Source organism: Methylobacterium durans (genome assembly GCF_003173715.1).
GTDB lineage: Bacteria > Pseudomonadota > Alphaproteobacteria > Rhizobiales > Beijerinckiaceae > Methylobacterium > Methylobacterium durans.
Genome location: NZ_CP029550.1, coordinates 1,240,786 through 1,261,764 on the forward strand (window position 1 = coordinate 1,240,786; position 20,979 = coordinate 1,261,764).

Sequence of the window (20,979 nt, forward strand, 5' to 3'; positions counted from 1 at the left end):
CATGATGCCCGTCACCGCTGTTGCCCTGTTCGGGGCCACCCTTGCCGTCACCGTCACGGACCACGTGCCGAATTTCGACATTCGGCCGAGCTGCCATGCTGCCACCTCGCTGATGACGCTCGACCCGAAAAGGGAGGCCCGGTGCATCGACGACGAGGCCACTGCCCGGACCGAGGTCACCAAGCAATGGGCCAGCTTCTCCGCTACCGAGCGCCAGCGCTGCACGGCGGAGGCGCAGCTGAACGGAATGCCGAGCTACGTCGACCTCCTCGAATGCCTGACGCTCGGCCGGGAGGCCAAGGCAGGCGGGCCCAACTGAACGGGCCCGGCGCTCGCATCGCACCCCTTTTCTGGGCAGACCCTCTCATGCCGAACGCATCGTGGTCCCGCTCGTCCGTCCCGGATCAGCGCAGCCGTGGTCCGGTTTCGAATGTGGCTTCCCGGTTCGTCGCGGCCGGACTTCTCGTGCTCCTCGCCGGCTGCAACGAGAAGAACCAGTACGTCGCGCCACCGCCACCCACCGTCTCGGTGTCCCAGCCGATCGAGCGGCCGGTGACGCGCTACCTCGAGATGACCGGCAACACGCAGGCCTTCGCCTCAGTGGACCTCGAAGCTCGCGTGCAGGGCTTTCTGGAGACGATCACCTACAAGGACGGAGCGCGCGTCGCGAAGGGCACGCCGCTGTTCGGCATCCAGCGCGACACTTACGAGGCCCAGCTCAAGCAGGCGCAGGGGAGCCTCGCGTCCCAGGAGGCGGCCCGCACGAACGCGCAATCCGAGTACCAGCGTCAGGCGACTCTCGGAAAGCAGGAATTCGCCTCGCAGGCCCATGTCGAGGACACCAAGACCAAGCTCGACCAAGCGACCGCCTCCGTCATAGAGGCGCAGGCGAATCTCGACCTCGCCAAGATCAATCTCGGGTACACCCAGGTCCTGGCGCCGTTCGACGGCATCGTGACGAACCATCTCGTGGATGTCGGCGGCCTCGTCGGGGTCGGCGGCCCGACAAAACTCGCCACCATCGTGCGAGTCGATCCCCTCTACGTCTACTTCAACGTCAGCGAGCAGCAGGTCCTTCTGGTCAAGCAGAACCTTGCCAGACAGGGACGCACGCTCGGCGACGTCTCGAAGATCCCGGTCGAGATCGGTCTGCAGGACGAGACCGGTTACCCGCATGCGGGGCACCTCGACTACGTGGCGCCCCAGGTCGATCCGTCGACCGGGACGCTGCTCGCCCGCGGGCTGTTCGAGAACGGGCAGCACGCCCTCATGCCCGGCCTGTTCGTGCGCGTGCGCGTGCCGATCCAGCGGCCGGAGAAGGCGCTTCTCGTGCGCGACGACGCGATCGGCACGAACCAACAGGGCAGCTACCTCTTGGTGGTCGGGCCAGACGATGTCGTCGCCCAGCGCCTCGTCACGCCGGGCCAGAGAGAGGGCCGCTATCGGGTGATCGAGGCAGGCCTCGCCTCGGGCGAGTGGGTCATCACCGACGGCCTCCAGCGTGCCGTGCCGGGCTCTAAGGTCGTGCCGCAGAAGGTGATGCAGGAGGCGACGGCCGAGGCGACGCCCCCTGCCGCCGCCGATACGCGGCGCTGACGCGTTCGGAGAGCCACCACGAACCGACAGGGCCGCAATGATCTCGCGCTTCTTCATCGAGCGGCCCGTCCTGTCGAACGTGCTCGCCCTCGTGATGGTCCTGATCGGCGCGGTCTCCCTTTGGAACCTGCCGGTGGCGCAATACCCGAACGTCGTCCCGCCCACCGTCCAGGTCACGACGCGCTATCCCGGGGCGAGCGCCCGCACGGTCGTCGACACCGTGGCCCTTCCGATCGAGCAGCAGGTCAACGGCGTGCAGGGCATGCTCTACATGCAGTCGACCAGCGCGAGCGACGGCACATACACGCTCACCGTCACATTCGCGATCGGCACTAATGCCGATCAGGCGCAGGTGCTGGTTCAGAACCGCGTCGCGATCGCGATGTCCTCGCTGCCGCAGGCCGTGCAGGTGCAGGGCGTCACGACGCAGAAGAAGTCCACGGCGATCCTGCAATTCGTGACGCTCTCCTCGCCGGACGGGCGCTACGACAGCCTGTTCCTGGCCAATTACGGCGTTATCAACCTGCAGAGCGAGTTGGCACGCCTGCCCGGTGTCGGAACCGTGACGGTGTTCGGCGCTGGCCAGTACGCCATGCGGATCTGGCTCGATCCCGATCTCGTGCAGTCCCGCGGCCTCACGCCCGACACCGTGATCAGCATCGTCCAGCAGCAGAGCCAGGAGGTGACGGCCGGCGCGGTGGGAATGCCGCCGGCGCCGAAGGGCCAGGACTTCCAGTACACGCTCAACGTTCACGGCCGGCTCGACAACGCGCCCGACTTCGAGAACATCATCCTCAAGGCCGATGCGCAGGATGGCGGGCGCATCACGCGGCTGCGCGACGTCGGCCGGGTCGAGCTCGGCGCGCAGACCTACAGCCAATCCTTCACGCTGAACGGCCAACCGGCGGCCGGGATCGGCATCTATCAGCTACCCGAGGCCAACGCGATCACGGTGGCGGGCGAAGTCCGCGCCCGCATGGATGGGCTCGCGAAGAGCTTTCCTCCGGGCCTCGTCTACACGATCCCCTTCGACACGACGGGCTTCGTCGAGGCCTCGATCCGCGAGGTCTATCTCACCCTGTTCGAGGCCGGAATCCTGGTCCTGATCGTCATCATGGTCTTCGTGCAGGATTGGCGGGCGATGCTCGTCCCCGCGACGACCGTGCCGGTTACGATCATCGGCGCTTTCGCGGCGATGGCCGCCCTCGGCTTCACGGTCAATCTGTCGACCTTGTTCGCCATCGTGCTCGCCATCGGCATCGTGGTCGACGACGCGATCGTCATCGTCGAAGGCGTCGTCCGGCACATCGAGCGGGGGTTGACGCCGCGGGCCGCCGCCGAGGCCGCCATGGACGAACTGTTCGGTCCGATCATCGGCATCACCCTCGTCCTGATGTCGGTCTTCATCCCGGCGGCATTCCTGCCGGGGCTCACAGGGCAGCTCTACAAGCAGTTCGCCCTGGTGATCGCGGCCACCGCCCTGATCAGTGCCATCAACGCGCTCACGCTCAAGCCGACGCAATGCGCGCTGTGGCTGCGCAAGCCCGTGCCGCCGGAGCGCCGCAACGCCTTCTATCGCGCCTTCAACCGCGTCTACGACCTCGCCGAGGGCGCCTATGCCCGGCTGATCGCCCGCATGGTGCGGCACAGCCCCGCCATGGTGCTGATCGCGCTTCTCCTGACGGGTGCGGCCGCCTGGGGTCTGACCCGCCTGCCGACCGCCTTTCTGCCCGTCGAGGACCAAGGTTACGTCCTGGTCGGGGCCCAACTTCCGGACGGCGCCTCAAAGCAGCGCACCGACGCGGTGATGCAGCGCATCACCGCGATCGCGAAGGAGGTACCCGGCGTCGATCAGGTGCTCACGATCAGCGGCGTGTCCGTGCTCGATTCGAACGCGAGCCTGCCCAATGCCGGCGTCGCCTACGTGGTGTTGAAGGATTGGGATGAGCGCGCGAAGTCGGCCGGGCAGGACCTGCGCAGCCTCTACGGACGGCTGACCCGCGGTCTCGACGAGATCGAGGGCGCGACGACCTTCGTGCTGGTGCCGCCGCCGATCCAAGGCATCGGCAATGCGAGCGGCTTCACGATGCAGATCGAACTGCGTGACGGGAACTTCGATTACGCTCTGCTCGAGAGCCTCGCGCGGACCATCGTCTCGAACGGGTCTTCGCAATCCGCCCTGCAGCGGCTCAACACCTCCTTCCGCGCCGGCGTCCCGCAACTCTCCGTTGTCGTGGACCGGATCAAGGCGGAGGCGCTCGGCGTGACCGTGGGCCAGGTGTTCTCCACCCTGTCGAGCTATGTCGGTTCGTCCTACGTCACACAGTTCAACAAGTTCGGCCGCACCTTCCAGGTCTACGTGCAGGCGGCCCCGGACTACCGGCTGAGGCCCGAGGATATCGCGAACCTCTACGTCAAGGCTGGCAACGGCACGATGGTGCCGCTCGGCACCCTCGTCACGGTGAAGACGGTGCAGGGTCCGTCGCTGATCAGCCTCTATAACCTCTACCCGACTGCCACGATCGTCGGTGGCCCCGCCCAGGGCTACAGCTCCGGGGAGGCGCTGGGGCTGATGGAGCAGATCGCTGGAAGCGTGCTGCCGCGCGGCGCGAGCTACGACTGGACCGCGATGTCCTACCAGGAAAAGGCGGTCGGCACGCAGATCTACGTGGTGTTCGCCCTCGCGCTCGTCCTCGTCTACTTCGTGCTGGCAGGCCAGTACGAGAGCTGGATCCTGCCCCTGGCGGTCCTGCTGGCGGTGCCTCTGGCGCTCCTCGGGACGGTGGGCGCGCTCGGGGCCCTCGGCGCGGCGAACAACCTGTACACGCAGATCGGTCTCGTCCTGCTGATCGCGCTGGCGAGCAAGAACGCGATCCTGATCGTCGAATACGCTCGCGAGAAGCGGGCCGAGGGCATGGAGATCGTCGAGGCCGCGATCGAGGCCGCGCGGCTGCGGTTCCGCCCGATCCTGATGACCTCCTTCGCCTTCATTCTCGGCGTGTTGCCGCTCGTCACGGCGAGCGGAGCCGGAGCCTCGGCCCGCAAATCGATCGGCATCGCGGTCTTCAGCGGCATGCTCGCGTCCACCTGCCTCGCGATACTGTTCGTGCCGTCGCTCTACGTGGTCCTGCAGCGCATCGTAGAGTGGCGCCGGCGGCGGAAGCCCTCGGCCGAGGCGGATGCAGGCTCTGCGGCGGATCACGCCTGAGTTCCGTCATCTGCATGCTGTGTCGTGCCCCGAAGCTGGCCAGAGCGACGCGTCGATCCCGGCAACCTGACGACTCGCTTTCGAGCGAGTCCCCAGCGTGCGGCGGAGCACTTGATTCCCCGCCTCGGCCGAGGCCACATGGCAACGATTAAATGCATATGCATCTAGTTGGATCGAACCCGCACGCAGGATTGGGCGGATGCATCCGAACTTCCCAGCGGCGCCCGGGCGGTACAACCTTCGCGTGTTGTGCCGGGAACGTGGAGAGGTAGGTCGAAGCCGATGCTCACGATAGGCGTGCTGGCCATTCCCGAACTCAAGCTCATGTCACTCGCCGCTCTCTCGGTCTTCCAGGCCGCGAACAGCGTGTCCGGCGGCAGGGCCTACGAGATCCGGCTCGTCTCGGAGCGCGGGGGGATGGTGCCCACCAACGCGGGCTTCGGCGTCAGCACCGAAGCGTTGGATGCGGCAGTCTTCGACACGTTCATCTTGGGTGCCTTCACCGGCAAGAGCGCGGGTTCGGCGCAACTCCTCGATTTCGTGCGTCGCTCCGCCGGAAGCGCACGGCGCGTTGCATCGTTCTGCACCGGGGTCTTCGTCCTGGCCGAGGCGGGCCTCCTCGCCGAGCGGCGCGTAACGACGCATTGGCTCAACGTGGCGGATCTGGAGGCACGCTTTCCCGACCTGCGTGTCGAGACCGATCGGATCTTCGTCAACGACGGCGAGGTCTGGACATCGGCCGGGATGACCGCCTCGATCGACATGGCGCTCGCCCTCGTCGAGGCCGATCTCGGGCAGGCGACGGCACGAGAGGTCGCACGCCGAATGCTTCTCGACCGGCGCCGCCTGGGGGCGCAGCCTCAGGCGTCCCGCCTCATCGATCTCGAGCCGAAATCCGATCGCATCCAGAGGGCGCTCGACTTCGCACGTCTCAACTTGCGAGAGATGCTCAGCATCACTCAGCTCGCGGAAATCGCCCGGCTCTCGCCGCGGCAGTTCAGCCGCGCCTTCCATGCGGAACTCGGCCTGCCCCCCGCGAAGGCGATCGAGCGTCTGCGCGCCGACGCGGCGCGGGTGATGCTCGCGCAGGGGCGGCACTCCCTCGAGGTGATCGCCGCGGAGACGGGATTCGCGGACCGGGAGCGGATGCGGCGCGCTTTCCTTCGGGTCTACGGGCGTAATCCACAGGACTTCCGGCGCGCGACCCGCGCCCTGGCCCTGGCGTGAACGCCATGATCAATGTCCGGAAACGGTGGGATTATGACATTTCGGTGCTGACCGGTTCGCCATTAGCATAGTCACTCACCGAGTGCTGAACGGGAGGAGACAGCCATGATCAAGCTCACGATCAACGGCCGTGAATATTCCGTGGATGTTGAGCCTGACACGCCGCTTCTTTTCGTTCTGCGCGACGATCTCGGCCTCACGGGAACGAAGTACGGGTGCGGCATCGGTCAGTGCGGCGCCTGTACGGTTCTGATCGACGGGCAGGCGACGCGCTCCTGCCAGATGCCGCTGGACAGCGTCGGCACCCAGCCCGTCACCACGATCGAGGCGATCGAGCAGGATGCGGTCGGCCGCAAGGTCGTCGAGGCCTGGGTCGGCCTCGATGTCCCGCAATGCGGGTATTGCCAGTCGGGTCAGGTGATGGCCGCGACGAGCCTGCTCAGGCAGAACCCGAGGCCGACGGATGACGACATCGCGCAGGCGATGACGAACCTCTGCCGGTGCGGAACCTACAATGCGATCGGCGCCGCCGTGCGCCGCGCGGCGGCCTGAGGGGAGGTCGCGCCATGAACGATCTCAAGCCCTTGCTCCTCGCTGCGCCGCGCGCGGGCGAACCGATCCGCAACCTCTCTCGCCGCGCCTTGCTCGGCGCAGGCACGAGCGCGCTCCTCCTCGGGGTAGGTCTGCGCGTCGGACCCGCTCGCGCCGGCGCGCCGGCCGAGGGGGCGGGCGCCATCGCGCCGAAGCCCGGCACCCGGGTCGCTGCCTTCCTGGAGATCCGGCCGGACGGCTCAGTCCGGTTGCTCAGCCCCTTCGTCGAGGGGGGCCAGGGCATCAATACGGGCCTCGCCCAGACGGTCGGCGAAGACCTCGACCTTGATCCGGCCCGATTCACCGTCGAGTGCGCCCCGCCGGGTCCCGACTACGCCGTCGTCAACGGCCTGCGCTTGACCGGCGGCAGCTTCTCGACCCGCTCCAGCTTCGCCGCGATGCGCCGCCTCGGCGCCACCGCACGCGAGATGCTGCTGCGCGCGGCCGCTTCGCAGCTTAAGGTCAAGCAAGACGAACTCTCGACCGAGAACGGCCGCGTCCTGCACAAGGCGTCCGGACGCTCTCTGAACTACGGCGACCTCGCCGCAGCCGCGCTCGCCCTCGCGCCACGAGATGACGTCCCGCTGAAGGATCCGAAAGATTTCCGCTTCATCGGAAAGCCGGTGGCGCGCCTGGACACGCGCGACAAGTCCACGGGACGCGCAATCTACGCCATCGACATCCGTCTCGACGGCATGCTGCACGCCGCCGTGATGCACGCGCCGCATCTCGGCACCGAGCCGCAAGTCATCGCCAACGAGGCCGATGTCGCCGCGATGCCCGGCGTGCGTGCGGTCCACCGCCTGCCGGGGGCCGTCGCGGTGCTGGCCGACAGCTGGTGGCGGGCCCGAAAGGGCGCCGAAGCGCTGAAGGTCGAGTGGACCGCACCGGCGCCGGACGGTGTCGACACGGTATCGGGACGCTTCTCGTCGGCCGCCATGCTCGCCGCGCTGAAGGGCTCCACGGGGCCGGGCATCGTGGCCGAGCAGGAGGGTGACCAGGAGGCGGCCTTCACCGGCGCCGCGACCGTGATCCAGGGGGAGTACGACGCGCCCTACCTCGCACATGCGCAGCTGGAGCCGCCATCGGCCGTGGCGCGCTTCGCGGCCGATGGCAGTCTCGATCTCTGGGTGCCGAACCAGATGCCCGAGGTGTTCCAGCAGGTCGCGGCGAAGATCGCCGGCCTGCATTCCGATCAGGTGCGCATCCACTCGCCGATGCTGGGCGGTTTCTTCGGACGCCACTTCTACTACGGGCCCGCGAACCCCTTCCCGCAGGCGATCCTGCTCGCCAAGGCTTCGGGCCGCCCGGTCCGTGTTCTCTGGTCGCGCGAGGAGGAGTTCGGCATGGATGCCGTGCGACCGCTCGGCTTCGTGCGTTTCCGCGCCGCGCTCGACCGGGACGGGATGCCGGTGGCCCTCCAGACGACGGCTATCGGCGAGGGACCGATCGGCCGCTGGTTCGGGGCGATCTTCAAGAGCCCGGTCGATTCCTCGGTGGTGGAGGGCCTCGACAAGAAGCCCTACGCGATTCCGAACCGCCGCCTCGACTACGTGAAGGTGCCCCAGCCGGTCACGATCGCCTTCTGGCGCTCGGTCGGCCACTCGATGAACGACTACTTCTACGAGAGCTTCCTCGATGAGGTCGCCGAGGCCGGGGGCAAGGACCCGTTCGCCCTGCGCATGGCCCTCCTGAAAGACAGCCCGCGCCACCGGACGCTCCTGCAGGCCGCGGCTGATCTCGCGGGCGGCTGGAAGCGAGGCCCCTTCGCGGGGCCGGACGGAGGGCGGCGGGCGCGAGGCGTCTCGATGGCCTCGCCCTTCGGCTCGGAGACCGCCACCATCGCGGAAGTGTCTCTGGAGGACGGCGAGGCCCGGGTGCACGATCTCTGGATCGCGATCGATCCCGGCAGCGTGGTGAACCCGGCGATCGTCAAGCGGCAGGTCGAGGGCGCTGCGGCTCTCGGCCTCTCGGCAACCCTCCTCGAACAGGTGGTCTACGAGGGTGGGCAGCGCCAAGCGCGCAACTTCGACGCCTACCCGATCCTCGATCGGACCCGCATGCCGCGCGTCCACGTGACCGTCGTCGAGAGCGGAGCACCCATGGGCGGCATTGGCGAGCCCGGTCTTCCCGGCGTGCCGCCGGCGGTCGTCAATGCGGTCGCCGCGCTCACCGGGCAGCGCGTGCGCAGCCTGCCGCTCGCCAAGGCGCGTCTCTCTGCCGCCTGAGGCGACAGATCGCCGGGCGACGTGCGGCGGCGAGCCCGACCCGCACCGACATGGCGGGGCGGCGTGCGCCTGCGGTAGGCTCGCGCGATGGTAGACCCGCTTCGCCGATGGTCCATCGGCGGGACGGTGCGACGTGGAGGCCGCGCCATGACCAGCGCTCGCCCCGATTGTGGGATCACGATCCGGACGATGGCACCGAGCGCGCTCGGCACGGCCCTCGACTGGGCCGCAGCGGAAGGCTGGAACCCCGGGCTGAACGATGCCGCCTGCTTCCACGCCGCCGATCCGGACGGCTTTCTCATGCTGTACGACGGCGATGCCCCCGCAGGCTCGATCTCGGTCGTCCGCTACCCCGAGGCATTCGGCTTCCTCGGCCTCTTCATCGTGAGGCCGGATCGACGCGGGCGGGGTTTCGGGCGACGCCTCTGGGAGGCCGGGCTCACCCACCTCGACGGCTGCACCATCGGCCTCGACGGCGTCGTCGCGCGGCAAGCGTCCTACGGGCGCGCCGGCTTCGCGACGGCCCACCGGAACATCCGCTATGCCGGCGAACCCCGCCGGTCCGGCCCGCCCGATCCGCGCATCGTCCCGGTCGACGAGGCGCTCCTGCCCGCCCTGTTTGCCTACGACCGGCGCTTCTTTCCCGCGCCGCGCGAGATTTTCCTGCGCTGCTGGCTCGGTGGAGAGGGGCATCGGGCGAAGGCACTTCTCGAAGGCAGTGCCATCCTCGGCTACGGCGTCGTGCGCGCCTGCCGGGTCGGCCACAAGGTCGGCCCGTTGTTCGCTCGGGATCCCGGCGTGGCGGCCGCGCTCCTGAACGACCTCGTCGCCGGGCTCGCCGGCCCGGTGGCGCTCGACCTGCCGGAGCCGAACGCAGCGGGTTTGCGGCTCGCCGAGTCGTACGGCCTGGCACCGGTCTTCGAGACCGCCCGGATGTATCGCGGTGCCCGGCCGGACCTGCCGCTGGGGGAGACGTTCGGCATCACGACCTTCGAGCTGGGCTGAGACCGCTGACGGATATGTTCGCCTGAGACACGTGGAAAAGCGGGATGCTCACGAGCCGCGCCCGAAACTCTCCAGCACGCGGCCCAGCGCCTCGGGCTCGACCCGGACCGACCCCGCGAACGGATGATCGATCGCGACGATGACGAGGAGCCCGGAGAAGATCAGGATCGACAGCATCCCCGTCATGATCGTCTGGACGCGCAGATTCTCGGTGGCAAAGAAGAACGTGAACCCGATCGTCAGCAACGCACCGCTCGCGAGGACCAGCCAGAGGAGCGTCGGCACGCTGCCGGAGGCCATGATCAGCCGGTCGCGACGCGCTTCCGTCACGTGATCGAGCTGGTTCAGGATCTCGGCGAGGATCACCTCGCTGCGTGGGTCGCCCGGTGTCGTCGCCAGGGCGGCCGCGTAGATGCCGTCGAGCGCGTGGCGTGCCTCGGGACTGGTCCGGTCGCGCTCCATGGCAGGCCAGTCGTCCTCGATCGTCGCCCGGATGTAGCGGGTCAGGTTCGTACGGAGGGCCGATCGTGACCCGGCCTCGAGCCCATCGCTGAGGCGGTAGAGGACGGCAAGGGCAGCGGCCTCCTGCGCCACCTTCCGCTCCGCCTCGCTGAACCGCTCCCAGACGACCACGACCGCGAAGGCCAGCAGGACCGCGTAGAGGACCCCGACGGTCGCGAACTTGAAACCCGCGACCTCGTTGTTCGTGCGAAGCGCGGCGAAGCCGATCTGCCGCCGGATCAGGATGGGAGCGAACATCGCGAGCAGCGTCGGCAGGCCGACGATCAGGAGACCGCATAGCCAGAGCGGAAGATGCGACAGGCCCATCCCGGCTCCTCGGGGCCGGCGCGATCGGACCCCGATCATGCGCTCCCACGCTCACGAGCTTGGCGGGAGACGTAGCATTCGGCCTGAGCTCGATCAGCCCTCGGTCACCAAGCGAACGATCGGATTCCGGTCAGATCCACGGCCGCGGCCAGATCAGGCCGCAGGCACCAAAGACATCCGCTCCGCAATCCAATCCTGCGCAGCGTTCAAGCCGTCGAAACGGACGGACAGCACGCCGACGTCACAAGCTCCGAAGCCGACCTCGATGCACCATTGTCCTGCCTTACCATCCGTGCCGTGCACCTCCTCGCTCAGGCGGATCAGGACGGCCACGAGCTTGCCATCGGCGAATGCAAGGCGTCCGTCCGTGTCCGCGCACAGGGTCCCGATCTGGACGGGCTCCAGGGTGATATCGACCATCCGTTCCTCAAAAGGGCGCCACTCGATCCTGCAGCACCTAACGGGATTAACGCGCATCAAGTTTCAGACCTGCTGCGAGCTGGGCGTGCTCCGGTGCGGTCGGCACGTTTCTCAGGGACCGTACCCATCGAAGCAGAGATAGGCGGGATCGAATTCGGCGAAGGCCTTCAGCGCCTCGACGTTCGGGAACGCCACCTGCTGGTTGCTCCAGCTGATCAACCCGTTCGTGCGCAGGCTCTGGAGGACACGATTGATGTGCACATGGGAGATGCCGAGCGCGTCCGCCATATCGAGCTGCGTCAACGGAAACTCGAAGCCGTCCGCGTCAGCCTGACCGATGACCTGCAGACAGACCAGCAGCTCGCAGAACAGATGGGCCAAGCGCTTGTCGGCCGGACGGGTATCGTTGACGATCCATTCGCGCGCCCGGCTCAGTTCGCGCAGCGTGACCCACCAGATCGCATGGCTGATGGCGGGAAACGCGTTGACCACCTCCAGCAGGCGCGAGCGCGGGATATCGGCGACGGAGCAGGGCGCGAGCGCTCCGACCCGAAGGTCCCGTCCAAACCGGCCGGCATCGTGCATGTAACAGAGATCGCCCGGCAGGACGAAGGAGACGATCCGGCGCGCGCCGCCCGGAAGCGTCTTGTACCGGCAGGCGAAGCCACTCATCACGAGGTAGACGCGATCGGTGACTTCACCGCAGGTGATGTCGCGCCGGGTCGTCACCGTTCGCCGATTGAAGGTCAAGCCCTGCAGGACGGATCGGTCTTCCTCGGATAGCTGGCCAGCGCGTTCAAGTTTCTGAAGAAAAGGATCTCCGGTCAATTAATTGCCCCCTAAGCAATTTTACGCAACAAGTTTTTCTTTTTACTTTATACGATCTATCTATTGCGTTGCTGCATTCCGGAGTTGCGGCGCACGCATAGATGAATTGGGGCTGGCGCGTACAACTTCTTACTTCCGAGCGACCTTCCGATTGAGGTGCTCGGACTGGCGCGACAGCCCCGATGCGGGCGCCAACACTTGGCTCGCCGCCGTCCCCACGTCCTGCGCGGCACCCGGCGCGACCGCGATCGAGGATGCGGCCTGCGCGCGGAATCGCACGCAATCGTCAACCGGGGCTGGCGTCTGCCTCAGGAATGCAACTTGTGTAGCTGCCATCAGCCTCGCTTGATGGGCCGCGGGGCCCGGCGCGAGCGGCCGGCTTCGACGAGGATCGCGCGGCTCTGCTTCGCGGACCGGGCTCCATCGACAAGGGGACAGGATGCAGTTCGATCTCGCCTTCGTGACGAAGGTCTTCGCCGCCCTGTTCGCGATCATGAATCCGATCGCCAACGTTCCGGTCTTCCTCTCGCTGACCGAGGGCGCCTCGGCGACCGCGCAGCAGCGGACAGCCGTCATGGCGACGATCGGCACCACGATCGGCTGCTTCATCGCAGTTCTGGCAGGCGGCATGATCCTCGCAATCTTCGGGATCAGCGTGAACGACTTCCGCCTCGCCGGCGGCCTACTCGTCCTTCTGATCGCGCTCTCGATGCTGCAGGGAACGGCGAGCCACGCGCACGCGGCCACCCCCAAGGAGAAGGCGGAGGATCTCGATCCGGCGAGCGTCGCCATCTATCCGCTGACCGTACCCCTGCTCGTCGGTCCCGGCACGATCGCGACGCTGATCGTGTTCGCGGAGACGGCTCGCACGCAGGGAAAGCTCACGGAGCTGGCGGCCGGCCTCGGTCTCTTTCTCGCGCTTCTCGCCGCGGCGCTGCTCTCGGCGCCCTTCCTCGGGCGGCACCTTTCGCAGACCGCCACCGCCATCACCCGCCGCCTCATGGGCATGATCCTCGCCGCGGTGGCGATGGAAATGATCGTGACGAGCCTGCGCGATCTCTTTCCCGGACTGACCCGCTAGGCGGGGCGGGTCACCCGATTCGGTGGCGTCCTGCGATGCACAGAGCGCGGGTCGGTCAGGCGGCGCCACGCCTGACATTTCGGTCCGCCTGCCCCATATCGAGCCCATGACGAACGAAATTCCGCATCCCTATGAGATCGAAGTCCTGCCCCTCGAGAAGCCGGCCGGCGCCTATCGCTGGGTGCTGAGGCGCGGCGGCAAGCTGCTGGAGCGCTCGGACAGGCCCCACCCGAGCGAGGAGAAAGCCTGGGCGAGCGCCGTGAAGGCCCTCGAAGGCGACCTGACTCCAACCGGGCGTCGGCGCTGAGGCTGTCCGACCATACTGAACGACCGGCCGCTCCGTGTGTTGGGGTGGGGACCTGACCGCTCATGGAGCATCCCTCGCATGCGGCCCCATCTCGCCCTGGCCACGACCTTCTGCCTCGCGCTCGCGGGTGCCGCGACAGCTCAAGGAAGGCTCGACAATTCGAGTGGCGGCACCTCGGAGCCGGTGCGGAGTGGGGCGGTACCAAGCACCGGGAATATCGACCGGGGTCTCGGCCCGACGACGAATCTCCCCGGAAACCCGAGCAACGCCTCCGTGCCGGGCACGAATCCCGGCGTGAACATCGGTGGCACCCCAACCGGGGGGCGCCGGGCACGGGCGGCACGGCTGGCGGACCTGGGATCGGCAATCGCTGACGGGCGAATCAGTAGTGGCCCCGGTGTGCGGACACGCTCATCGCGCGGCCGGACGCGGCGTGCCGAGGCGCCGGACGAGCCTCCCGGCCCGCTCAGACGCTGCCTGCACGGCGAGGAACAGGACCGGCGTCACGTAGAGGGTCAGGATCTGCGACACTACGAGGCCTCCAACGACCGCGATCCCGAGGGGCTGGCGCATCTCGGGGCTCGCGCCGTACCCGCAGGCCAGCGGCACCGCGCCGACGATGGCCACGAGGCTCGTCATCGCGATCGGCCGGAACCGCCGGAGGGACGCCTCGCGGATCGCCACGACCGGCGCGTCCCCCGCCTGGAGCCGGCCGAGCGCGGCGTCGACGACCATGATGGCGTTCTTCTTCACGACGCCGATCAGGAGCAGGATCCCGATGATGCCCGTCAGATCGAGGCTGAGCCCGGTCCAGGAGAGGGCGATGAGCGCGCCGAGGGTCGCGGCGGGCAGGCCAGCCAGGATCGTCAGCGGCTGCGCGAAGCTCTCGTAGAGGATGCCGAGGATCACGTAGACCGCGAGGATGGCGGCGAGCACGAGCAGGCCCTGGCTGCCTGAGCTTTCCTGGAACGTGCGCGCAGTGCCGAGGAACGTCACGGCGATCGAGGCGGGGACCGCGGCTTCCGCGCGGATTGCCTCGATGCGCCACACGGCTTCTCCGAGGGAGACACCCCGCGCGAGGTCGAACGAGACGGTCACGCCGGGAAACAGCCCGATCTGATTGAGCGATTGCAGGCCGAGGCTCGGTTCGGCGCGGGCGAAGGCCGACAGGGGCACGAGCGCGCCGCCCGCTGCGCGAAGCCGGATCCCGTCGAGGTCCACGGCCTGCCCCACGGGCGTCCGGGCGAACTCGACGAGAACCGGGTGGATGTCTGAGCCGGTCTGGATCGTCGCGACCTGACGCGGCCCGAAGCCGAGGTTGAGCACGGACCGCACCTGATCGGCGCCGATGCCGAGAAGGCGCGCCTTGTCCCGGTCAACGCGCAGCGTGACCTGTGGGACGGCGTCCCGGAGGTCGGTGGTCACACCGACAAAGCGGGCGTCCCGGCCCATTGCCTCGGCGAGCCGCGCCGACCAGCGGCCTATCTCATCGAGGTCGGCGCCCTGCACGGCGAACTGATACTGGCTGCGCCCCTGCCGCCCACCGCGCAGGGTCTGGTAGGGCGTCACAAGGCTCGTGATTCCGGGGATCGCGTCGAGCGCCCGGCGCAGCTCCGCCAGGACCGTCTCAAGATTCCCACGCTCCGATCTCGGCTTCAGCTCCACGAAGACACGGCCCTGGTTCGGGCCGCCGCCGTTCGCGCCCGGCCCCCCGATGCTGGAGACGACGTGCGCCACGTGACGGGAGGCGCGAAGCGCGGCGTCGACCTGCGCCTGGAGGCCGGCCATCGCTCCGAAGGCGATGTCGGGCCGTGCCTCCGTCGAGACCGTGAGAAGGCTCAGATCCTCCTGAGGCATGAACCCGCGCGGTATGGCGCGACCGAGCGCGGCGGTTCCCCCAGGGTCGCGAGGAACAGGAGGACGATCACGGAGCGATGTCGAAGCGACCAGTCGAGGCTCCGGCCGTAGTGGGCGAGCAGACGCGCATGGGCGTCCCGCGCCCGGGTCCGCCGCGGCGTGCCGCGCAGCAGGCTTGCGAGCGCCGGCGTCAGGGTCAGCGAGACGAGGGCGGAGATCGCGAGGGCGACGCAGACGGTGACTGCGAATTCGTGGAAGATCCGGCCCACGATCCCACCCATGAACAGAACGGGGATGAAGGCCGCGATCAGCGAGACGGTGACCGAGACGATGGTGAAGGCCATCTCGCTTGCGCCGCGGAGCGCCGCGTCGACCGGACCGAGCCCGGACTCGCGGTGGTGTTGGAACCCTTCGAGCATGACGATCGCATCGTCGACCACGAGCCCGACGGACAGCGTGAGAGCGAGGAGCGTGATGGTGTTGAGGGAAAATCCGAGGCCGTGCATCGCTGCAAAGGTGCCGGCGACGGAGAGCGGCACGGCAAGCCCCGCGATGAGGGTGGTACCAAGACCACCGCCGAAGAGGTGGATGACGAGAACCACGAGTGCGCTCGTCGCAGCGAGCGTCACCAGCACGTCGGCCACGCCTTCCCGGATCGCACCGGAATGGTCGTTGACGATCGTCAGGGCCGCGTTCCCGCCGAGATCGGCGCGAAGCCGCGGCAGCGCCCGCCGCACCGCGTCCGAGACCGCGACGGCGCTCGAGCCTGCCTCACGATGGACTGCGAGGACGAGTGCCGGCTCGCCGTCGAGCCAGCTTCCGGACTGATCATCCTCGACGGAATCCACGACGGAGGCGAAGTCGCCGAGGCGCACCGGCCGCCCGCCCCGCGTCGCGACGATGAGGTCCCGGAATCCGGCGGCGTCCTCGAACTGCGTCGGCGAGCGGAGCGCCGCCCGCCGCTCCGCGTCGATGAGGGTGCCGACCGGGGTCTGGGCGTTGGCGGCCCGGATCGCCTGTTCGATGGCGTCCGGGGCGAGATCTCGGCCCACCATCGCCCGCGGATCGAGGCGGATGCGCACGGCGCGCTTCTGACTACCATGCAGGACGATTTGTCCGACACCGGGTAGAGCCGACAGGGCGGGCGAGAGCACGGTCCTGGTCACGCCGTCGAGTTGGGACAGCGGCAGGCCCTGGCTCGTCAGCGCTACGAGGAGGACCGGCGCGTCGGCAGGGTTGAACTTCCGGTAGGTCGGCGCGGTCAGCATCTCGGTCGGAAGATGGCGCTGCGCCCTCGCCAGCGCGGCCTGCACGTCGGAAGCCGCCGCGTCGATATCGCGGTGGAGGGCGAATTCCAGGGTGATCGCGCTCGTCCCGGTGGTGTTCGTCGCGCTCGTCGCCTGCAGCGAGGGAATCGCCGCGAATTCGCGGATCAGGGGTGTGGCGACGGCGCTCGCCATCGTCTCGGGGCTCGCGCCGGGGAGCTGGGCGGAGACGAGAACGACCGGAAATTCCACGCGGGGCAGCGCCGCGACCGGCAGCAGCCGATAGGCGTAGAGCCCGGCACCGAGCAGGGCGAGCCCCAGCAGGATCGCGGCAATCGGACGCCGGACGAAGGGAGCCGCGAGGTTCATGGCAGCACCGGAGCACCGGCCGAAGCGACGGCCCGGCTCTCCACGGAGAGCGCCGAACCGTCGACGAGACGCGCCTGGCCCTCCACGACGACCCGCTCGCCCGCGGCGAGCCCGGCCCGGATCACGGCGCGACCCTCGACGGTCTCTGTGCTCTCGACCGCGCGCCGCTCGGCCATGCCGTCCGGACGGACGACGAAGATTGCGACCCCCGCCCTATCCCGCATCAGAGCGGCGAGCGGCACCGTGACTTGGTCTCTGCCCGCATCGAGGCTGAGGCTCAGCCGGGCGTACTGGCCCGGCCAGAGGGCGCCGTCATCGTTCGGGACAAGGGCCTTCACGAGGATTGTGCCGGTCGCCTGATCGACCGAGGAATCGATGAAGCGGACCCGACCCGTCGCTGCGGGCTTCTCGGCTCCGCCGAGGAAGATGGACACGGCGGGCCGTTCCCCGCCTTCCGCCATCGCCGTGCGCAGAGCATCGAGGTCGCGCTCAGGGAGGGTGAGGCCGACCTGCAGTGGCTTCATCGGCGTGATCGTCAGGAGCGCAGCGGACGGGCCCTCGGCCGGCCCCACGAGGTCGCCGCGGGCGTTGCGCACCACGCCGACCCGCCCGCCGATCGGAGCCCGCACGATCGCGTAGCCGAGCCTGATCCGCGAGGCCCTGAGCGACGCCTCCGCCGCGGCGACAATCGCCGCGGCCGCACGGGCCTCTGCGGTCAGCTGGTCCACCTGCACCTGGGTCGAGACGCTGCGGGCGCGCAGTTCGAGGGCCCGCCCGAGATCCGCTTCCAGACGCGCCAGGGTCGCACGGTCCTTGGCGAGCGTTGCCTCGTCGCGCGCGACGACGGCGCGGATCTCGCTGTCATCGATCCGGAAGAGCACGTCGCCTTCCGAGACCACGCTTCCGTCCTCGACGCGCCGCTCGACGATCTCGCCCTCGATGCGCGCCCGCACCTTGACGGTCGACAGCGGTTCGACCCAGCCGACGCCGGTTCTCACATCCGGCACCCGCTCGAGGCGTGCGAACTCGGCGCGCACCGGAAATTCGGTGCGATGCACCGGCGCTCCCACGGGAGCATCCCCACGCGCGGCGAGGGCCTCCATCCGGGCCGGCGACCGGACATCGTGAAGGAAAAGGCCACCACCGAGGGCAACGGCCCCGAGGGAGAGGGTCAGGCGCGTCGGTCGCATCGTGTCGCTCCCCTAGCCTCAGAGGCTCGGCACGCGGCCGGGCGTCAGTGGGAGGCCGAGCGTGCCCCATACCTCCGCGAGCGCCTCGACCAGCGCGCCGATCTGCGCGTCGGTGTGCAGGGGCGTCGGCGTGATACGCAGCCGTTCCAGCCCTTTCGGAACGGTGGGGTAGTTGATCGGCTGGATGTAGATCCCGTGCCGCTCGAGCAAGCGATCGGCCGCCGCCTTGCAGGCGCCGGCGTCGCGGACGAGGACGGGCAAGATGTGCGTACCGTGATCGAGCACCGGCAGTCCCGCTTCCGCCAGGGCCTGCTTCACCGCCGCCACCTGACCGCGCTGCGCCCGGCGCTCCGCGTCCGAACCCTTCAGGTGCCGGATCGAGGCGCAGGCCGCCGCGGCGGTCGCGGGCGGCAGGGCGGTGGTGAAGATGAAGCCCGGCGCGCAGCTGCGGATCGCATCGACGATGGCGGCACTCGCCGCGATGTAGCCGCCGATCACGCCGTAGGCCTTGGCCAGCGTCCCTTCGAGGATGTCGACGATGTCGGACGCCCCTTGCGCCTCGGCGATGCCCGCGCCGCGCGCGCCGTACATTCCGACCGCGTGCACCTCGTCGAGATAGGTCATGGCACCGTAGCGGCGGGCCAGTCCGGCGATCGCGGCGACCGGCGCGACGTCGCCGTCCATCGAGTAGACGCTCTCGAAGACCACGATCTTCGGACGGTCTCGCGCCGCGCTCAGGATCGCTTCGAGATGGGCGAGGTCGTTGTGGCAGAAGATCGCCTTCTCGCAGCCGGACTGCCGGATGCCCTCGATGATCGAGTTGTGATTGTCCGCGTCCGAGATCATCAGGCAGCCGGGGATCAGCCGGCCGATCGTCGAGAGACTCGCCTGATTGGAGACGTAGCCGGAGCTGAAGACCAGCGCCGCTTCCTTCCCGTGGAGATCCGCGAGTTCACCTTCGAGGGCCACGACGGGATGGCTGTTGCCGGAGATGTTGCGCGTACCGCCCGCGCCAACCCCGTTGCGCTGCGCGGTGGCCACCAGCGCCTCGACGACGGCTGGATGCTGGCCCATGCCGAGATAGTCGTTCGAGCACCACACCGTCACCGGTCGGGCGCCGCCCGGAGCATGCCAGATCGCCTCCGGGAAGCGGCCCGCGACCCGCTCGATGTCCACGAAGACGCGGTATCGACTCTCCCCATGGAGCCGATCGAGGGCCCGCTGGAAATAGCCGCCGTAAGCGAGCGGGTCCGGGCCGGGCTGCGGCTCGATCGCCCGGCGAGACGCCGGCGCCGTGAGGGGCAGCCCCGGCAGGAAATGGGTCGGTGACAGCTCCTCCATGAGGGTCGCCGAGTCGACCCACTTGCCCTCGAAGCGACGCGCCGTCTGCCAGCCGCTCCGCGCGCAGTAGAGCAGGAAGGGCTTCTGCTCCGCCTCCGGCCAAGTCGTATCGGCGATCGGCAGAGGTTTCGCGCACTGGCCTGAGCAATTCATGACTCGCCCCCGTCTCCAGAGGCAATCTTTAGAATTTATAAACTGAGATCAATTGCACTGATCGGCTAGTCAGTCGAACAAAGTAAAGCATTAGGGCGTACTAGTACGATGTGCGCATACGCGAGGCCCCTCCCCTCTATCCGGTCCGCCTACCGAGTCGCCGGCTCCCAGACGGCGAGGGCCGAGGTGTCGACCGCGCGCGGCAGCAGCCCCTCGGCACGGAACGCATCGGCGATCTTCTGCTGCTCGGACAGGCCCTCGCGGGTCACGCGCTCGACCCGGTAGGAGCGCCGCTCGTTCGCCTGCCGGACGATCGGGGCCTCGATCCGCCAGAGCTTCGACAATTCGTCCGCCGCCGCATCCGGGTTCGCCTTCACCCAGAGACCGGTCTCGCGCAGCTTGTCGAAGACGATGGCGAGCACGTCCGGACGGGCCGCCGCATAGGTGTCGGAGACGAGGTAGTAGCGCTTGTACAGGGAGAGGCCGGTTCCGTCGCGCAGGATGCGGGCGCCGGTCTGCGCCTGCGCCGCGGACAGGAAGGGGTCCCAGGCGACCCAGGCGTCGACGCTGGCCGAGGCCAGTGCGCTGCGCCCGTCGGCCGGCGTCAGGTAGGCCGGCGTGATGCTCTTGAAGGGCAGGCCCTCGGCGGCGAGCGCGGCCAGCAGCAGGTAGTGGCTGCCGGCCCCCTTGGTCACGGCCACCTTGCGTCCTTTGAGATCGGCAACGCTCCGCAGGGGAGAATCGGCGGGGACGAGAATCGCCTGCGCGGTCGGCGACGGCGTCTCCTCGGCGAGGTAGGTGATGCGGGCCTGCGCCGCCTGGGCGAAGACGGGCACCGTGTCGGCGACGTCCGCCGAGACGTCGATGCTGCCCGCGTTCAGCGCCTCCATGATCGGCAGACCGCTCGTGAACTCGTGCCAGGACACCGAGACCTTGAGCGGCGCAAGGGCCTTCTCCAGGGCGCCGTTCTGGCGCAGCAGGGCGATCAGCGTCGAGGAGCGCTGGTAGCCGATGCGGAGCGACGACGGGTCGGCCGCGGCAGGGCCCGCGGCGAGGGCGAAGAGGGCGAGGGCGAAGAGAGCGAGGGCGGCGGGGAGGGCCGTGAGGCGGCGGATCATGGTGTCTCTCACGTCGGTTGCAGGAAGCTGGGCGGGCTGAGAAGGCCGCGGGCGGGTGTCAGGCGGCCTGCGCCCGATCGAGGTCCGCGGCCACCAGGGCGGCAATTTCGGCCGCCTGATTGCGGATGTCGGGCACCGCGATGCACTCCCACAGCACGCCGCGCAGGAGCGGCCCCAGCGTCCAGAGGCGACCGCTGCCGCGGGTGCCGAGGGCGCGGTAATCGGCGCCGGCATCGAGCCCGAGCCCGAAGGGACCCGGGCGCACGAGGCCGCGCGCCATCAGGCGGCGGAGCAGCGGATCGTCGGTCTCGGAGACCCGCCCGATGCCGGTGGCATCGAGGACGCACTGGACGTCCATGTGCACCGG

General features: G+C 68.8%; 18 protein-coding genes. 9 read left to right on the plus strand and 9 right to left on the minus strand.

The features are described 5' to 3' along the window. Nucleotide 1 precedes the first annotated feature (1 nt). From DK389_RS05840 to DK389_RS05870, 7 genes are all read left to right on the plus strand, one after another. On the plus strand, nt 2–319 hold the full coding sequence (locus DK389_RS05840; RefSeq protein ID WP_236960648.1) for a hypothetical protein: 318 nt from the start codon (nt 2–4) through the stop codon (nt 317–319). Nucleotides 320–432: 113 nt separating this feature from the next. Further along, nucleotides 433–1,596 (plus strand): efflux RND transporter periplasmic adaptor subunit, encoded by a 1,164-nt coding sequence (locus DK389_RS05845; protein ID WP_236960650.1) that lies wholly within the window; start codon nt 433–435, stop codon nt 1,594–1,596. A gap of 37 nt (nt 1,597–1,633) precedes the next feature. Then, complete coding sequence (locus DK389_RS05850; RefSeq protein ID WP_109888048.1) at nt 1,634–4,804, plus strand: efflux RND transporter permease subunit; 3,171 nt, start codon at nt 1,634–1,636, stop codon at nt 4,802–4,804. A gap of 282 nt (nt 4,805–5,086) precedes the next feature. Then, nucleotides 5,087–6,031 (plus strand): GlxA family transcriptional regulator, encoded by a 945-nt coding sequence (locus DK389_RS05855; protein WP_109888050.1) that lies wholly within the window; start codon nt 5,087–5,089, stop codon nt 6,029–6,031. A gap of 105 nt (nt 6,032–6,136) precedes the next feature. Beyond that, nucleotides 6,137–6,583, plus strand: a complete 447-nt coding sequence (locus tag DK389_RS05860) for a (2Fe-2S)-binding protein (protein WP_109888052.1) — start codon at nt 6,137–6,139, stop codon at nt 6,581–6,583. Nucleotides 6,584–6,597: 14 nt separating this feature from the next. Further along, nucleotides 6,598–8,850, plus strand: a complete 2,253-nt coding sequence (locus DK389_RS05865) for a xanthine dehydrogenase family protein molybdopterin-binding subunit (RefSeq protein ID WP_109888054.1) — start codon at nt 6,598–6,600, stop codon at nt 8,848–8,850. 147 nt (nt 8,851–8,997) lie between these two features. Continuing rightward, complete coding sequence (locus DK389_RS05870) at nt 8,998–9,855, plus strand: GNAT family N-acetyltransferase (RefSeq protein ID WP_210206732.1); 858 nt, start codon at nt 8,998–9,000, stop codon at nt 9,853–9,855. Between the two features lie 48 nt (nt 9,856–9,903). Here the strand turns inward: DK389_RS05870 and DK389_RS05875 are convergent, their stop codons facing one another. The 3 genes from DK389_RS05875 to DK389_RS05885 form a co-directional block, all read right to left on the minus strand. Further along, nucleotides 9,904–10,683, minus strand: a complete 780-nt coding sequence (locus DK389_RS05875) for a bestrophin-like domain (protein WP_162560518.1) — start codon at nt 10,681–10,683, stop codon at nt 9,904–9,906. A gap of 153 nt (nt 10,684–10,836) precedes the next feature. Beyond that, complete coding sequence (locus DK389_RS05880; protein WP_109888059.1) at nt 10,837–11,103, minus strand: hypothetical protein; 267 nt, start codon at nt 11,101–11,103, stop codon at nt 10,837–10,839. 111 nt (nt 11,104–11,214) lie between these two features. Further along, nucleotides 11,215–11,931: a Crp/Fnr family transcriptional regulator gene (locus DK389_RS05885; protein ID WP_162560519.1), complete on the minus strand. Its 717-nt coding sequence runs from the start codon at nt 11,929–11,931 to the stop codon at nt 11,215–11,217. Between the two features lie 439 nt (nt 11,932–12,370). Here DK389_RS05885 and DK389_RS05890 point away from each other — a divergent pair, with 439 nt between their 5' ends. Together DK389_RS05890 and DK389_RS05895 are read left to right on the plus strand one after the other, a co-directional pair. Continuing rightward, nucleotides 12,371–13,012: a MarC family protein gene (locus tag DK389_RS05890; protein WP_109888063.1), complete on the plus strand. Its 642-nt coding sequence runs from the start codon at nt 12,371–12,373 to the stop codon at nt 13,010–13,012. A 106-nt stretch (nt 13,013–13,118) separates the two neighbouring features. Further along, the gene (locus tag DK389_RS05895) at nt 13,119–13,319 is read left to right on the plus strand and encodes a hypothetical protein (RefSeq protein WP_109888065.1); all 201 of its coding nucleotides are present in this window, start codon (nt 13,119–13,121) and stop codon (nt 13,317–13,319) included. 411 nt (nt 13,320–13,730) lie between these two features. Here DK389_RS05895 and DK389_RS34820 read toward each other — a convergent pair whose 3' ends face one another. From DK389_RS34820 to DK389_RS33935, 6 genes are all read right to left on the minus strand, one after another. Then, a complete protein-coding gene (locus DK389_RS34820) occupies nt 13,731–15,176 on the minus strand; it encodes an efflux RND transporter permease subunit (RefSeq protein ID WP_109888067.1) in 1,446 nt (481 codons plus the stop codon). Continuing rightward, a complete protein-coding gene (locus DK389_RS34825) occupies nt 15,158–16,810 on the minus strand; it encodes an efflux RND transporter permease subunit (RefSeq protein ID WP_109888068.1) in 1,653 nt (550 codons plus the stop codon). The genes DK389_RS34820 and DK389_RS34825 overlap by 19 nt, the downstream gene beginning before the upstream one ends. Continuing rightward, nucleotides 16,807–18,000, minus strand: coding sequence for an efflux RND transporter periplasmic adaptor subunit (locus DK389_RS05915; RefSeq protein ID WP_109888070.1), 1,194 nt, complete (start codon nt 17,998–18,000; stop codon nt 16,807–16,809). Before DK389_RS05915 ends, DK389_RS34825 begins: the two co-directional genes overlap by 4 nt. Before the next feature lie 18 nt (nt 18,001–18,018). Then, entirely contained in the window at nt 18,019–19,314 is a 1,296-nt protein-coding gene (gene hemA, locus DK389_RS05920) for a 5-aminolevulinate synthase (RefSeq protein WP_236960922.1), read from the minus strand. Nucleotides 19,315–19,643: 329 nt separating this feature from the next. Beyond that, complete coding sequence (locus DK389_RS05925) at nt 19,644–20,612, minus strand: aliphatic sulfonate ABC transporter substrate-binding protein (protein ID WP_109888072.1); 969 nt, start codon at nt 20,610–20,612, stop codon at nt 19,644–19,646. A gap of 58 nt (nt 20,613–20,670) precedes the next feature. After that, nucleotides 20,671–20,976 (minus strand): hypothetical protein, encoded by a 306-nt coding sequence (locus tag DK389_RS33935; protein WP_236960652.1) that lies wholly within the window; start codon nt 20,974–20,976, stop codon nt 20,671–20,673. Nucleotides 20,977–20,979: the final 3 nt, after the last annotated feature.

What these genes read in the sequence shown, in the direction of transcription:
- DK389_RS05865 (WP_109888054.1), top strand. Translation starts at nt 6,598, where the DNA reads ATGAACGATCTCAAGCCCTTGCTCCTCGCTGCGCCGCGCGCGGGCGAA.
- DK389_RS05895 (WP_109888065.1), top strand. Translation starts at nt 13,119, where the DNA reads ATGACGAACGAAATTCCGCATCCCTATGAGATCGAAGTCCTGCCCCTC.
- DK389_RS05915 (WP_109888070.1), bottom strand. Translation starts at nt 18,000, where the DNA reads ATGCGACCGACGCGCCTGACCCTCTCCCTCGGGGCCGTTGCCCTCGGT.
- DK389_RS34820 (WP_109888067.1), bottom strand. Translation starts at nt 15,176, where the DNA reads ATGCCTCAGGAGGATCTGAGCCTTCTCACGGTCTCGACGGAGGCACGG.
- DK389_RS34825 (WP_109888068.1), bottom strand. Translation starts at nt 16,810, where the DNA reads ATGAACCTCGCGGCTCCCTTCGTCCGGCGTCCGATTGCCGCGATCCTG.
- DK389_RS05870 (WP_210206732.1), top strand. Translation starts at nt 8,998, where the DNA reads ATGACCAGCGCTCGCCCCGATTGTGGGATCACGATCCGGACGATGGCA.
- DK389_RS05925 (WP_109888072.1), bottom strand. Translation starts at nt 20,612, where the DNA reads ATGATCCGCCGCCTCACGGCCCTCCCCGCCGCCCTCGCTCTCTTCGCC.
- DK389_RS05875 (WP_162560518.1), bottom strand. Translation starts at nt 10,683, where the DNA reads ATGGGCCTGTCGCATCTTCCGCTCTGGCTATGCGGTCTCCTGATCGTC.
- DK389_RS05880 (WP_109888059.1), bottom strand. Translation starts at nt 11,103, where the DNA reads ATGGTCGATATCACCCTGGAGCCCGTCCAGATCGGGACCCTGTGCGCG.
- DK389_RS05890 (WP_109888063.1), top strand. Translation starts at nt 12,371, where the DNA reads ATGCAGTTCGATCTCGCCTTCGTGACGAAGGTCTTCGCCGCCCTGTTC.
- DK389_RS05840 (WP_236960648.1), top strand. Translation starts at nt 2, where the DNA reads ATGATGCCCGTCACCGCTGTTGCCCTGTTCGGGGCCACCCTTGCCGTC.
- DK389_RS05855 (WP_109888050.1), top strand. Translation starts at nt 5,087, where the DNA reads ATGCTCACGATAGGCGTGCTGGCCATTCCCGAACTCAAGCTCATGTCA.
- DK389_RS05850 (WP_109888048.1), top strand. Translation starts at nt 1,634, where the DNA reads ATGATCTCGCGCTTCTTCATCGAGCGGCCCGTCCTGTCGAACGTGCTC.
- DK389_RS05860 (WP_109888052.1), top strand. Translation starts at nt 6,137, where the DNA reads ATGATCAAGCTCACGATCAACGGCCGTGAATATTCCGTGGATGTTGAG.